The organism is Enemella evansiae (genome assembly GCF_004362375.1).
Classification (GTDB): Bacteria; Actinomycetota; Actinomycetes; order Propionibacteriales; family Propionibacteriaceae; genus Enemella; species Enemella evansiae.
Genome location: NZ_SNXA01000013.1, coordinates 108,164 through 121,904 on the forward strand (window position 1 = coordinate 108,164; position 13,741 = coordinate 121,904).

At 68.7% G+C, this 13,741-nt stretch carries 10 protein-coding genes; 2 read left to right on the top strand and 8 right to left on the bottom strand.

Annotation, left to right across the window (positions count from 1 at the left end):
• Positions 1 to 14 precede the first annotated feature (14 nt).
• The 8 genes from C8D81_RS18120 to pepN form a co-directional block, all read right to left on the bottom strand.
• A complete protein-coding gene (locus tag C8D81_RS18120) occupies positions 15 to 989 on the bottom strand; it encodes a zinc-binding dehydrogenase (RefSeq protein ID WP_133626542.1) in 975 nt (324 codons plus the stop codon).
• A gap of 58 nt (positions 990 to 1,047) precedes the next feature.
• Entirely contained in the window at positions 1,048 to 2,715 is a 1,668-nt protein-coding gene (locus tag C8D81_RS18125) for a peptide ABC transporter substrate-binding protein (RefSeq protein ID WP_144009078.1), read from the bottom strand.
• A 211-nt stretch (positions 2,716 to 2,926) separates the two neighbouring features.
• Complete coding sequence (locus C8D81_RS18130; protein WP_094359211.1) at positions 2,927 to 3,997, bottom strand: ABC transporter ATP-binding protein; 1,071 nt, start codon at positions 3,995 to 3,997, stop codon at positions 2,927 to 2,929.
• Positions 3,994 to 5,088 carry an ABC transporter ATP-binding protein gene (locus C8D81_RS18135; RefSeq protein ID WP_094359209.1) on the bottom strand — a complete coding sequence of 365 codons (1,095 nt, stop codon included), beginning with the start codon at positions 5,086 to 5,088 and terminating at the stop codon, positions 3,994 to 3,996. The genes C8D81_RS18130 and C8D81_RS18135 overlap by 4 nt, the downstream gene beginning before the upstream one ends.
• Before the next feature lie 10 nt (positions 5,089 to 5,098).
• Positions 5,099 to 6,043, bottom strand: a complete 945-nt coding sequence (locus C8D81_RS18140) for an ABC transporter permease (RefSeq protein ID WP_094359207.1) — start codon at positions 6,041 to 6,043, stop codon at positions 5,099 to 5,101.
• A complete protein-coding gene (locus C8D81_RS18145) occupies positions 6,036 to 6,974 on the bottom strand; it encodes an ABC transporter permease (protein WP_094359205.1) in 939 nt (312 codons plus the stop codon). The genes C8D81_RS18140 and C8D81_RS18145 overlap by 8 nt, the downstream gene beginning before the upstream one ends.
• 125 nt (positions 6,975 to 7,099) lie before the next feature.
• Entirely contained in the window at positions 7,100 to 8,710 is a 1,611-nt protein-coding gene (locus C8D81_RS18150; RefSeq protein ID WP_133626543.1) for a peptide ABC transporter substrate-binding protein, read from the bottom strand.
• A gap of 249 nt (positions 8,711 to 8,959) precedes the next feature.
• Entirely contained in the window at positions 8,960 to 11,455 is a 2,496-nt protein-coding gene (gene pepN, locus C8D81_RS18155) for an aminopeptidase N (protein ID WP_133626544.1), read from the bottom strand.
• Between the two features lie 59 nt (positions 11,456 to 11,514).
• Here pepN and C8D81_RS18160 point away from each other — a divergent pair, with 59 nt between their 5' ends.
• On the top strand, positions 11,515 to 12,681 hold the full coding sequence (locus C8D81_RS18160; RefSeq protein WP_166646882.1) for a GNAT family N-acetyltransferase: 1,167 nt from the start codon (positions 11,515 to 11,517) through the stop codon (positions 12,679 to 12,681).
• Positions 12,682 to 12,730: 49 nt separating this feature from the next.
• Positions 12,731 to 13,723 carry an LLM class F420-dependent oxidoreductase gene (locus C8D81_RS18165; protein WP_133626546.1) on the top strand — a complete coding sequence of 331 codons (993 nt, stop codon included), beginning with the start codon at positions 12,731 to 12,733 and terminating at the stop codon, positions 13,721 to 13,723.
• The last annotated feature ends 18 nt before the right edge of the window (positions 13,724 to 13,741 follow it).

Sequence of the window (13,741 nt, forward strand, 5' to 3'; positions counted from 1 at the left end):
CCCCACCCTATCGATCAGATCCACAGCAGGGTCCGGCCGATGGTCTCCCGGGCGGCGATCGCGGCGTGCGCCGCCGTGGCCTGGTCCAGGGCGAAGGTCTGTCCGACGCAGGGCACGGCGGTACCGTCGGCGACCGCGTGCAGGGCCGCGGCGTTCAGTTGGTCCCAGTCGAGCCGTGGATCGCCGGTGATCTCCAGCAGCGAGGTGCTGGTGATGTCGCCCCGCTGGGGGCCGGAGTCCTGCGCGAATGCCCCGTCGGCGGCGCCGAAGCCGAGGTACCGCCCGCCGGGTGCGACGGCCGCCAGGGCCGCGGCACCGTAGCGGCCGCCGGCGCCGTCGATGACGACCTCCGGGCGGGTGGGCAGGGCCGCGGTCCATTCCGGCTCGGTGTAGTCGACCGAGACGTCCGGGCCGAGCCGGGTGAGCAGCTCCTGCTTGCGTTGCGAGGCCGCGGTGAACACGGTGGCACCGGCGGCCCGCAGCAACTGCACGAGCAGCACCCCCACACCGCCGCCGGCCGCGGTGACCAGCACCGTTTCCCCGGGTCGCACGGCGGCACTGCGCAGCAGGGCCTGCGCGGTCTGCCCGTCGTGCACGATCGCGGTCGCGGTGACCAGGTCGACCCCGGGCGGGAGCACCCGGGCCGTCTCGTCCCGGGCGCGGGCGAGTTCGGCGTACCCGCCGATCGGCTGGCCGGAGCCGATGCCACTGGCAGCGGTCCGGGCGATGACCATCTCCCCGATACGGGCGGGGTCGACCCCGGCCCCCACAGCCACGATCTCACCGCCGACGGCGCCACCGGGAACGTAGGGCAGGGTCAGGTCGAAGAAGTCCTGACCCCAGCCGGCCCGCAGCTGGGTGTCGAGGTACATGACGTCGGCATACCGGGTGCGGATCAGCACCTCCCCCGGTCGGGGTGCGACGTCTTCGATCTCGGTCGGGGTGAGGACCTGGGGTCCGCCGAACTGCTGCACGGTGATTGCTCGCATGCTGCGAAGCTAGAACTTCAAGTTACCTTGAAGTCAACCGGGCGCTGCGGGGTACGTCTCACTTGACCCGGATGCTGCTCAGATCGAGGGTGCCGAACAGGGTCACCTTCACATCGGTGACCCGGTTCGACCAGCCGACCGGGGTGCTGGCGTACCACAGCGGCACCGAGGGCGGATCCTGGGCGAGCAGCTGCTCGGCCCTGCGGTACGCCTCATTGGCCGCTGCCTGCGAGGTGGCACCGGCCGCCTGGGTGACCAGCTGGTCGTAGCTGCCGTTGCTGTATCGGCCGACGTTGTGCCAGGCATCGGAGCGGTAGCGGCTCAGGTAGGGCTCGGGGGTCAGGTAGCCGGACAGGTCGTCGACCCCGACCATGCCGGTGGCCCGGCCGCTGCCCGCGGCGCCGAGGACCGCCGCCTGGTTCGGCAGCAGCCGCACCTGGCAGTCCAGATCGAGGGAGTTGGTGAGCTGGTTGCACAGCGCGTCGGCCCACTGCTTGTTGCCGCCGGCCGCGCTCACGGTGATCACGAACTCACCGGAGTAACCACCGGCCGCGGCATAGAGATCGCGCGCGGCGACCGGATCATAGGCACACATGTCGGCGCAGGCGTCGGTGCGATAACCGGGCACCACCGGGGAGACCCAACTGGTCGCCGGCGCCCGGGTGTTGTTGAACACCTGCCCGGCCAGCGCCTGCCGGTCGATGCCCATCGAGATCGCCCGCCGCAGCCGCGGATCGGCCAGCTGCCGATCACCCGCGGCGAAGCTGAGCTGCTGCACCGCGCGGGTGTCGCGCAGCGCGAAGCGGTTCTCCAGGTCCTTCTGCCACTGGTCGTCGATCAACTGATCGGTGGGGATCACGTCGGTGAAGTCGAGCCGGTTGGCGACCACGTCGTTGTACGCCTTGGACAGGTTGTAGTCCTTGGCGGTGTCGTCGTACATCCGCACGGTGACCTTGCGGATCTGGGCCGGGTAGCGGCCGGTGTAGCCGTCGAAGCGCTCCAGCGCGATCTCGCTGGTGGTGTTGCTGGCGATCTTGAACGGACCGGCACCCACCGGCAGCTTGCCGAAGGAGTCCTTGCCGTCGTCCTCGGCGAAGAAGGCGTCCGGCAGCGGCGCGAACACCGGGTGGCTGACCCGGGCCGCGAAGTCGGTCAGCGGCTTGGTGGTGCGCACGGTGAAGGTGTAGTCATCGAGCACCTTCAACCCGCTCATCGCGGTCGGCCGGCCGTCCTTGGAGCAGGCGGCGCCCGGTACGCAGGCGAGCTGATCGGCGCCCTCGATCGGGGCGAAGAAGCTCTGCCCCGCCATCTTGTTCGGGCCGTACGCCGCCCAGTTCCAGGCGGAGACGACGTTGCGGGCCTTGACCTCGGTGCCGTCGTGGAAGAGCCGGCCCCTGGCCAGTCGCACGGTGAAGGTCTGCGAGTCGGTGGTGTCCACCGATTCCGCCAGGTCGGGTTCGATCGCCCCGGTGTCGCTGTTCGCGCGATAGAGCCGGGAGGTCAGCGGATCCATGATCCGCAGCCCGCAGCTGTCCAGGGTGTTCGCGGGGAGCAGGGGTTGCGCGGGGGTGCAGCCGCGGATCGTGATGTCGCCGCTCACCCTGGCGCCGCCACCGCCCGCCGCGGCGCTCGCGGGCGCCTGCGGATCCGCCGGCGGAGCCGGCTCCGGCGTACAACCCACCAGCAGCAGTACACCCGCCAGTACGCCGAGCAGCAGCCGAACCATCACCCTCCTCCGTTCGCGGGTCGATGCTAGCGGAGAAGCCCAACGATCCCCGATTCGGGAACGCGAAGCCCGAACGATCCCCGAGTAACCGGGCATGCGCAGCGAAGCGGAGCAATGCCCGGCGTGTCGAGGGGCCACCGCGCCTCATCTCGACACCCGACCCATTGCTCCGCTTCGCTCGGCATGGCTCGCTACTCGATGAGCGCGGAGATCAGCGCAGCTCCTTCTCCTGGGCCAGTACATCCCGCGGCTGGGCGAAGTGGCACGCCGAGGCGTGCTCGCTGGCCCCGTCGGGACGCAGCTCGAGGATCGGCTCCTCCACCGTGCAGCGCTCCTGCGCCTTCCAGCAGCGGGTGTGGAAGCGGCAGCCGGTCGGCGGATTGGCCGGGCTCGGCACGTCACCGGTGAGCACGATCTGGTTCTTGGCCTCGCGCAGCGTCGGATCCGGCACCGGCACCGCGGACAGCAGCGCCTGGGTGTAGGGGTGCGTGGGATGGGAGTAGATCTGGTCCTCATCACCGATCTCGACAAGCTTGCCCAGATACATCACCCCGACCCGGTCGGAGATGTGGCGGACCACCGACAGATCGTGAGCGATGAAGATGTAGGCCAGCCCCAGCTCGTCCTGCAGCTTCTCCATCAGGTTGACCACCTGCGCCTGCACCGACACGTCCAGCGCCGAGACCGGCTCGTCGCAGATCAGCACCTTCGGGTTCAGCGCGATGCCGCGGGCGATCCCGACGCGCTGCCGCTGGCCGCCGGAGAACTGGTGCGGGTAGCGGTTGATGTGCTCGGGATTCAGCCCGACCATCTCCAGCAGCTCCTGCACCCGCTTGCGCCGGCCACCCTTGGGCACCGCGTCGGGGTGGATGTCATAGGCCTCCCCGATGATGTCGCCGACGGTCTTGCGCGGGTTCAGCGAGGTGTAGGGGTCCTGGAAGACGATCTGGATGTCGCGCCGCAGTCGGCGCATCGCGGCACCGGACTGGGCGTACATGTCGACGCCCTCGAAATAGGTCTTGCCCTCGGTCGGATCCTCCAGTCGCATCAGCAACCGGCCGAGGGTGGACTTGCCACACCCGGACTCCCCCACGATGCCGAGAGTCTCACCCTTGTAGAGATCCAGGGAGACACCGTCGACCGCCTTGACGTGACCGACGGTGCGCTGCAGCACCCCCTTCTTGATCGGGTAGTGCTTCTTCAGCCCCTCGGCGGAGAGGATCACCTCACGGGTCGGCGCCACCGCGGTCGAGCCACCGGAGGACGGCTGGGTCTCGGTCATCGCAACTCCTTGATCTGTTCGGGTTCGGCACCCTCGACGACCTGGTGGGCGTAGTGGCAGGCACTGGCCCGGTTGTGGCCGAGCTCCACCAGTTGCGGCGGGGCACCGGTGCGGCAGATGTCGGTGGCGAACCGGCAACGCGGGTTGAACGCGCAGCCGTCGGGGATCCGCAGCAGGTTCGGCGGCAGGCCACCGATCGCGGACAGCGTCTGCCCCTTCTGGTCCAGCCGCGGGATCGATTCCAGCAATCCCTTGGTGTAAGGGTGTCCCGGCCGGGCGTACAGATCGAAGACATCGGCGGTCTCGACCAACCGGCCGGCGTACATCACCGCGATCCGGTCGGCGACGTCGGCGACCACACCGAGGTCGTGGGTGATCAGGATCAGACCCATCTTCCGCTCGACCTGCAGTTCCTTGAGCAGCGACATGATCTGCGCCTGCACGGTGACATCGAGCGCGGTGGTCGGCTCGTCGGCGATCAGCACCGCCGGGTCGAGCGCGATCGCCATCGCGATCATGATCCGCTGCCGCATGCCGCCGGAGAACTGGTGCGGGTAGGCCCGCACCCGCTCCCGGGCGGCCGGGATGTTCACCTGCTCCATCAACCGGACGGCCTGTTTCCAGGCATCCGACTTGTTGGTGCCGCGGTGCTGGCGGAACATCTCCGCGATCTGCCAGCCCACCGGGAAGACCGGGTTCAGCGAGGACAGCGCGTCCTGGAAGATCATCGAGATCTCGGGGCCGCGGACCTGCTGCATGTCCTTCTCCTTGAGCTTCAGCAGATCGGTACCGCAGTAGCGGACCTGCCCGCCGGTGACGTAACCCGGCGGGGTGTCCAGGATGCCCATCACCGCCTGCGCGGTGACCGACTTGCCGGAACCGGACTCGCCCAGGATGGCGAGGGTCTCCCCCTCGTCGAGGCTGAAGTTCACGCCGTTGATCGCCTTGGCGACCCCGTCGCGGGTCCGGAACTCGACGTGCAGGTCCTCCACCTCGAGCAGTCGGCCGTTGATCGGCTGCCATCGCTGGCTGCGCTCGTCGATGCGCTCCACCTTGTGGGTGGAGTCCAGGGTTTCGCTGTTGCTGGCCATGGGGCTCCTCTCAGCGCAGCTTCGGATCGAGGGCGTCCCGGATCGCCTCACCCAGCAGGATGAACGCGAGCACGGTGATGGACAGGAACGCCGAGGGCACCAGCAGCATGTGCGGCGCGGCCGCGATGTAGCCGATACCGGAGGCCTCGGAGATGTCCACGCCCCAGGAGATCACCGGGGCCTGCAGGCCGATCCCGAGGAACGACAGCGTCGCCTCGGTGGCGATGTAGGCGCCCAGGTTGATGGTGGCGACCACGACGGCCGGTGCGAACGCGTTCGGCAGCACGTGGCTGAAGATCAACCGGCTGGACCCGGCGCCGAGCGCCCGGCCGGCCTGCACGTAATCGGTCGGGATCACCTGCAGCACCGAGGATCGCATCAATCGCGCGATCGTCGGCCAACCGAGCACGACGATGGCGGCCACCACCTTCAGCACCACCACCATGTAGGGGGTGTTCAGCTTGTTCGGGAAGGTGTAGAGGATGATGATGCCGCCGAGCAGCAGCGGGATGGCGAAGAAGACATCGCCCAGCCGGGACAGGATGATGTCCACCCAACCGCCGAAGTAGCCGGCGACGACACCGATCAGCGAACCCAGCAGCAACGTGCCCAGCGAGGCCAGCAGGCCCACCAGGATCGAGGACCGGGCACCGTAGACGGTGCGGGCGTACACATCGCAGCCCTGCAGGGTGTAGCCGAACAGGGTGCCGTTGGCACCCGGCTTCTTCAGCGAGTTGTTCAGGTCGCAGAAGTAGGGGTCGGCCTTGGTGAACAGCTGCGGCGCGATCGCCATCGCGACGATGAACACGATCAGCACCGCGGCGATCCAGAACATCGGGCTGCGGCGCAGCTCGAGCCAGGCATCGCCCCACAGCGAGCGGGTCTTCTCCTGCTTCGGCGACGGCGAGGGCTCGGGCGTCGGCGTGGTGTCGGTGGTCAGTTGTGTGTCAGCCATGGCTGATCCTCGGGTCCAGGAATCCGTAGAGCACGTCCACGATCAGGTTGGCGAGCAGATAGACGAGCACCAGCACGGTCACCGCACCGACCACCGACACCCCGTCCTGCTGGGTGATCGAGCGGAAGATGAAGAAACCGATGCCGTTGACGTTGAAGATCCGCTCGGTGACGATCGCCCCGCCCATCAGCGCACCCAGGTCGATACCGATCTGGGTGATCACCGGAACCAGCGAGTTGCGCAGCGTGTGTACGCCGACGGTGCGGTTGCGGGAGAGGCCCTTCGCCTTGGCGGTGCGCACATAGTCGGCGCGCAGGTTCTCCACCAGCGAGGTCCGGGTGAGCCGGGTGATGTAGGCGATCTGCAGGCTGGCCAGCACCATCGCCGGGAGCACCAGGCTGTATATCAACTCTGGTGTTATCGGCCCGTTCTGTGCTGTCACCGGGAACCACTGCAGCTTGATGCCGAAGATCATCTGGTAGAGACCGCCGATCACGAAGACCGGCATCGAGATCAGCAGCAGGGTCAGGATGGTGATCAGCACGTCGGGCAGCTTGCCCTTGGTGATGCCGGCGATCACACCGAGGGTGATGCCGATGACGATCTCCAGGATGATCGCCATGATCGCCAGGGTGAAGGTCGTCGGGAGCCGCTCGATCAGCTCCTGGCTGACCGGCTTGTTGTAGAAGTTGATGCCGAGGTCGCCGCGCAGCAGCCGGCCCAGGAAGAGCGCGTACTGCACCAGCAGCGGCTTGTCGAGGTTGTAGTCGGCCTTGAACTTCGCGATGTACGCCGCATCGCACGGGCGCTCGCCGCAGCGGCCCTCCCAGGGCTCGCCGGGCAGGGCGTACACCAGCATGAAGATCAGGAAGGTCGAGCCGAGCAGCACCGGAATCATCTGGAGCAGCCGGCGCAGGATGTAGGTGGCCATGCCGTCCTCCTTTCCACGGCCGCAGCATCACTGCAGACGGCCAGGGCGGGTGAGTGGGGTCGTCCGGACGCGGCCTCGGCCCGCCGGCTGGAGGGCCGGCGGGCCGAGGCTCGGTCAGGAGCGAATCACTTCAGGGTGATGGACGACACGTCCAGGGTGCCGAAGGGGGTCACCTTCACGTTGTCCACCTTGGTGGAGTAGCCGTAAGGCGTGGTGGAGTACCACTTCGGGACGGTCGGCAGGTCCTTGGCGAGCATCGCCTCGGCCTCCTGGTAGAGCTTGTTCGCCTCGTCGGAGGACTTGGCCGCATCGGCCTGGACGAGCTTGGCGTCGAACTCCGGGTTGGAGTACTTGAAGTCGTTCGAGGAGGCACCGGTCTTGTAGATCGGGGTCAGGAAGTTCTCGATCGACGGGTAGTCCATCTGCCAGCCGGAGCGGAACAGACCCTTCAGTTCGCCCGCCTTGATCTGGTTGCGGAGCGTCTTGAAGTCCGGGGTGATCTGCACGCGGCAGTCGATCCCGAGCACGGTGCGCCAGTTGTTGCAGGCCGCGTCGGCCCACTGCTTGTGGCCACCGTCACCGTTCACCGCCAGGGTCATCGGGCCGTTGTAACCGCCGGCCTCCTGCCAGAGCTGCTTGGCCTTGGCCTCGTCGTAGGTGCAGGCCTCGCCACACTGACCCGGCTTGGCGCCGTCGACGACCGGGGAGACCCAGCCGGTGGCCGGCACCCGGGAGCCGTTGAAGATCTGCTTGGTGACCAGGTCGCGGTTCAGCGACATGGACAGCGCCTGGCGCTTGCGGACGTCCTTGAGCTGCTCATCGTTCGGCGAGAAGGCCAGCGACTGGATGACGCCGGATTCCTTCTGCCCGTTGCGGCCGTTCAGGGTGGCCTTCCAGGCATCGCCCACCAGCTGGTCGGGCGGGATGATGTCGGTGAAGTCCAGGTTGTTGGCGACGACGTCGTTGTAGGCGGCGTTGGCGTCGTTGTAGATCTTGTAGTTGATCTTGTCGACCTTGCCGGGATCGATGCCCTTGTAGTCGGCGTTCTTCTCCAGGACGATCGCCTGCTCGTTGTTCTGGGTCACCTTGTAGGGGCCCGAACCGACCGGCATCTTGCCGTAGGCCTCAGGATCGGCGAAGAAGGAATCCGGCAGCGCGGCGAAGGCGGTGTAGCCGAGTCGCTGCGGCAGGTTGGAGACCGGCGAGGTGGTCTTGATGGTGAAGGTCCGGTCGTCGACGACGTTCAGGCCGCTCATCTTGTCCGACTTCGGGTCGCCCTCCTCGGGGGCGACGTCGGCGTAACCCTCGATCGGCTCCATGAAGTAGCCGGACACGTAGCCCTGCTTGGCGTTGGCGGAGAAGTTCCAGGCGTCGACGAAGTTCTTGGCCAGCACCGGGGTGCCGTCGGAGAACTTCATGTCCGGCTTCAGCTTCACGGTGAAGGTCTGGTTGTCGGTCGTCTCGATCGACTCGGCGAGGTCGTTCTCCGGCTTCGCGGTGTCGGCGTTGTAGCGCACGAGCTTCGCGGTCACCGCGTCGAGCACGTTGCCACCGCACACCTCGTTGGTGGCAGCCGGGATCAGCGGGTTCTGCGGGGTGCAACCACGCATCGAGATCTCGCCGCCGGTGTTGTTGCTGGTGCTACCAGAGTTGCCGCCGCCACCGCAGGCACTGAAGGCCAGCGCAACAATGCTGGCCGAGGCTGCGGCGACCATCAGGCGAGAGCGTCCTCGCATGAACATGTCCTCCTAGATCGGGGGGCGCCCGCGATACGGACGCCGCGACGTGCCATGCACGGATGTCGTGCTCGGCACTGAACTTGCGGACTTTTCTATGGCATCCGAGCATGTCTGAACAAGCGACTGCACAAAGCGCAACGCTTTTGTGACCTCCGAGTAGGCAGGTTGACCAATCGGTTGCGCTCGTGTTCACAAGCAACGCGTCTCGCTCATCAACCGACCTGATCGAACTATCGTCGATGCCTCTCAGCGGGTCGCGGCGCTCGGTGCGTACTTCTCCAGCGAGGTGACCGCGCGACGGAGCTGATCGGTCGCCTCCAGCAGCGGCCGACGCAACCGGGGATCGAGGTCCTCGGTGGCCAGGGTCTGCTCGGCCAGTTCGAGGGTGGTACGCCGGCTCGCCGAGGCCGGGAAGGCCTGCAGCGCGAGCCGGGACAGCGACCAGCCGCGCCGGAACGCGGCGGTGGAGTTGATGCCGGCGAAGAACCGCTGCACATACGGCTCGGTGAGCTCGGCCTGCTCGGGGGCGAAGAAGCCCTCCGCGGTGGCGTACAACTCGTAGGCCGAGAGCTGCGAGGGCCGCATCAGCTGCCAGAACGCCTCCTCCTTGGCCTCCGGATCGGGCAGGCTCGCCAGCGCCCGGGCGCGGTGCACCCGGCCCGAGGCCGAGCGATCCAGCCGGTACGCCTCGGCGATCGCCGCGCGCGCCCGGTCCAGCGCCGGCTCCCCCGCCGCCAGCGTCGCCAGCCGCCAGACCGCCGCCCAGCGCAGCTCCGCGTCCAGCTCGAGTCCCGGTGGCGGCGGCGCCCCGTCCAGCCAGGCCGCGAGCTGGGCGACGTCATCGGTGCAGCGCAGCAGGCCGCGCCAGGCGACCAGCTGACGGTCCGAACCGGGTGCGGCGCCGTCCAGCAGTCGCTGTGCCAACTCGGCCAGCCGATGCAACCGGGGCGCACGGTCCGCCGGGGCTGCGTACGGCCCGGCGAGCACGCCGTGCGCCCAGGCCAGGATCGCGGTGACCACCACATCGTCGGGTTCGTCGGCGAGCTGGCCGGTCACCACGTCCAGCGCCACGGCCGGATCGACCTCGGCGGCGCGCACCTGATCCCGCAGGCTGTTCCAGAGCACCACCCGCAGCATCGGGTCGGTCACCGCGGCCAGCGGCGGCCACTGTTCGACCGGTGCGGATGGCCGGATCCGGGCCCAGGTCTCGTCGCCGGCGTCCGGCACCCAGAAGCCGTCCGGCAGCTCGAGCGGGGTCTCCTCGCTGGTCGCGGTCACCTCGACCCGATCCTGCTCGGCGGCGTCCGCGGCCAGGCTGACGAGCTGCACGGTGTGGGTACGCTCCCCCGCCGCTCCGGCGTGCCGGTGCAGCACACCGGAGCGACCGGCGCGCTGCTCCGCCCGCAGCAGGTCCATGCCGCTGGTGTTCAGCCAGGCGTCCGCCCACGCGGGCAGTTCGCTGGCACCGGCCCGTTGCCAGCACGCCAGCAGGTCGACGAAGCGGGCATTGCCGTGCGCGTACCGGTCGAAGTAGTCCCGCAGACCGGCCAGGAAGACCTCGGGGGTGATCGTGGCGACCAGCTGTTTGAGCACCCCGGCGCCCTTGGCATAGGAGATGCCGTCGAACTGGGCCAGCGCCTGCTGGGCGTCGGCGGCGCCGTTGCCGGCGACCGGGTGGCTGGCCGGCCCCTGATCCGCGATCGCACCCCAGTCCTTGCGCTGGATGCCGAACTCGACCCAGAGCGGATAGTCGGTGAAGTCGCTGCACACCCAGTGCGCCATCAGCTCGGCGAAGGACTCGTTCAGCCACAGGTCGTCCCACCAGCTCATCGTGACCAGATCGCCGAACCACTGGTGCGCCAGCTCGTGCACCAGGGTGCCCGCCCGGTGGCCCCGCTCCGCGTCGGTCACCGAACCGCGGAACAGGTACTGGTCGCGCAGGGTCACACAGCCCGGGTTCTCCATCGCACCGGCGTTGAAGTCGGGCACGAACACCTGGTGGTAGTCGCCGAATGCGTACCGTCGTTGGAAAAGCTCGTGGTAAGCATCGAAGGCCTGCCCGGTGACCCGCAGGATGTCCTCGGACTCGGCGGCCAGCTCGGGGGCGAGCGAGGCCCGGGTGTGCACACCGAGCCGGATGCCGTCGTGCTCGGCGTGCACCGAGACGTAGGGCCCGGCGACCAGGGTGACGAAATAGGAGGCCAGTGGCGGGGTCTCCTCGGTGAGCCGCCAGTCACCCGGTTCGGCCTCGGTGAAGCGGCCGTTGCCGAGCACGGTCCAGTCCGGTGGGGTGTGCACCCGCATCAGGTAGGGGCATTTCAGGTCGGGTTGGTCGAAGCTGGCGAACCAGCGCGGGCCGGCGTCCAGGAAGCTCATCGCATAGAGATAGGGCTGATCGTCGGCGGGGTCGAGATGTCGATGCAGCCCCTCGCCGTCGTTGGAATAGGCCATCTCGCCGACCACCTCGAGGGTGTTCTCGGCCAGCAGCCCGGGCAGCTGCAATCGCTGCTCGGACAGGGATTCCGGCGGCAGGTCGGTGCCGTTGAGGGTGGCCCGGAGCAGCCGTTCCGGGGCGATGTCGACGAAGCTGCCCGCCCCGGGTTCGGCGCAGCCGAAGTCGATCCGGGTGCTGCTGGTGAAGGTGTCGGCGCCGGGTTCGCGCAGGTCCACCTCGACGCTGGCCCGGTGCACGGTCAGCAGCGTGGCTCGGGCCTCGGCCTCGATGCGCGTCAGTGGCGGCATGGTGGGCACGCTATACCGATTCGATGGACGCGCCGGCCCCGGTCTGCAAGGGTCGATCCGTGGACATCCTCCGACTCACCGACGACGCGTTCGCACCGCGCGCCGATGCCATCGCCCGGCTGCGCCACGAAGCCTTCGGCATGCCCGTCGAAGAGGCCCGGCGCTCGGTGCCGGCGCCTGCGGGGGTGACCCGGTACGCCGCCGACGACGGCGGCCGGCCGCTGGCGCTGGCGAACCTGCTGGACCACCGGGCCTGGTTCGGTGGCCGGCCGGTGCCGCAGGCTGGGATCGGCGGGGTCACCGTGGCTGCCGAGGCTCGCGGCCGGGGTCTGCTGCGCCCGCTGCTGAGCCAGCTGTTGCGCGACGCGCGCGAGCGCGGTGCGGCAGTGTCGGGGCTGTTCCCGACCGCGCCGGGGATCTATCGCGGACTGGGCTATGAGCTCGTCACCGCCCGACTGACCGTGCCGGTGGAGACCGGTGAGCTGGCGGCGATCCGTCCGGTCGATGGGCTGGAGTTGCGGCGGCTCAGCGGGGTGGACCTGCCGGTGCTGAACGAGTTGCAGGATCGCTGGGCGCGGGAGCAGAACTGCGTCCTGGAGCGCAGCCACGGTGCCGGCGGTCTGGACGTGGAGCTCGACCACGGCGCCCAGTGCTCCGGCGCGTATGCCGACGGGGAGCTGATCGGACAGCTCACCTGGCGCCGTGGTGGCGGGCCGGGGCCGCGCGACGGCTCCGCGCTCTCCGCGCTGGAACTGGTCGCGTTGGATCGCGGGGCGGCCACCTCACTGCTGGCCCTGCTCGGCAGCTTCTCCTCGGTGGCGCAGCGGGTGGAACTGCGCATCGGCGAGCGCGATCCGTGGCGGTTGCTGCTGCGTTCGGTCGCGACGCGGGTGGTCGATCGGGAGGACTACATGCTGCGCGTCCTCGACGTGCCGGCGGCATGGACGGGTCGGGGCGTGGCGGCCGGAATCGACGCCACAGTGGAGTTTCGCTGCATCGGGGATCCGTTGGGGATGACCGACGGAAGCTACCGGCTGACCGCCGCGGGGGGGCGTACTCGACTGTGCGGTGGTTGCCGCGGCCGACCCCGACCTGCCCACCTTCACCCCCGGTGGCCTCGCCTGCTGGTACGCCGCCGCGCATTCGTGTGCGACGCTGCGCCGCCTCGGTCTGCTGTCCGGGGGCGACCCCGGACAGGACCCGGTGCTGGACGCGCTGACCGGTGAGCGCCGCCCCGACGTCCGCGACCACTTCTGAGTTCTCTAGGGTTGGGGCATGAGATTCGGCGTATTCATTCCGCAGGGCTGGCGCTTCGACCTGGTCGGCATCGAACCGGACTCCCAGTGGTCGGTGATGAAGTCGCTGGCCCAGCAGGTCGATGCCGAACCGGGTTGGGAGAGCGTCTGGGTCTACGACCACTTCCACACCACCCCGCAGCCGAGCGATCAGGCCACCCACGAGGCGTGGACGCTGATGGCCGGGCTGGGTGCGGTCACCGACCGGGTGCGGCTCGGCCAGATGTGCACCTGCATGGGTTATCGCAATCCGGCGTATCTGGCGAAGGTCGCGGCCACCTGTGACCACATCTCCGGCGGCCGGATCGAGATGGGCATCGGCGGCGGCTGGTACGAGCACGAGTGGAAGGCCTACGGTTACGGCTTCCCGCGCGCCGGCGTACGGCTCGGGATGCTCGACGAGGGTGTCCAGATCTTCAAGCAGGCCTGGGAAACCGGGACCGCGACGCTGGACGGGAAGTACTACCAGGTGGACGGCGCGATCGTCGAACCGCGGCCGGTGCAGTCGCCGCGGATCCCGCTGTGGATCGCCGGTGGCGGTGAGAAGGTGACGCTGAAGATCGCCGCGAAGTACGCCGACTACACCAACTTCGCCGGCACCCCGGACGACTTCGAGCACAAGTCGCAGGTGCTGGCCGAGCATTGCCGCGAGGTCGGCACCGATTTCGACGCGATCACCCGCTCCGCGAACTACAACGTGTTCATCGGCCGCGACGAGGACGAGGTCGCCGAGCGGCGGGCCGCCTACATCGACCGGGTCAAGGGCTATCTGAGCGAGGAGCAGCTGGCCGGCCAGTTGCGTGCCTACGACGGGATGCCCGGGGTCGGTACGCCGGAGCAGATCGTGGAGAACCTGCGGGGCCTCAAGGCCAAGGGCCTCGGTTACGCCATCACCTACTTCCCCGAGGCCGCCTACGACACCTCCGGCATGGAGCTCTTCGCCCGCGAGGTCATCCCCGCCCTCCAGGACTGACGCCCGGCCAGCGTGTCG

Coding starts and splice junctions, on each gene's coding strand:
- C8D81_RS18120 (WP_133626542.1), bottom strand. CDS start 989: ATGCGAGCAATCACCGTGCAGCAGTTCGGCGGACCCCAGGTCCTCACC.
- C8D81_RS18125 (WP_144009078.1), bottom strand. CDS start 2,715: ATGGTTCGGCTGCTGCTCGGCGTACTGGCGGGTGTACTGCTGCTGGTG.
- C8D81_RS18130 (WP_094359211.1), bottom strand. CDS start 3,997: ATGACCGAGACCCAGCCGTCCTCCGGTGGCTCGACCGCGGTGGCGCCG.
- C8D81_RS18135 (WP_094359209.1), bottom strand. CDS start 5,088: ATGGCCAGCAACAGCGAAACCCTGGACTCCACCCACAAGGTGGAGCGC.
- C8D81_RS18140 (WP_094359207.1), bottom strand. CDS start 6,043: ATGGCTGACACACAACTGACCACCGACACCACGCCGACGCCCGAGCCC.
- C8D81_RS18145 (WP_094359205.1), bottom strand. CDS start 6,974: ATGGCCACCTACATCCTGCGCCGGCTGCTCCAGATGATTCCGGTGCTG.
- C8D81_RS18150 (WP_133626543.1), bottom strand. CDS start 8,710: ATGCGAGGACGCTCTCGCCTGATGGTCGCCGCAGCCTCGGCCAGCATT.
- pepN (WP_133626544.1), bottom strand. CDS start 11,455: ATGCCGCCACTGACGCGCATCGAGGCCGAGGCCCGAGCCACGCTGCTG.
- C8D81_RS18165 (WP_133626546.1), top strand. CDS start 12,731: ATGAGATTCGGCGTATTCATTCCGCAGGGCTGGCGCTTCGACCTGGTC.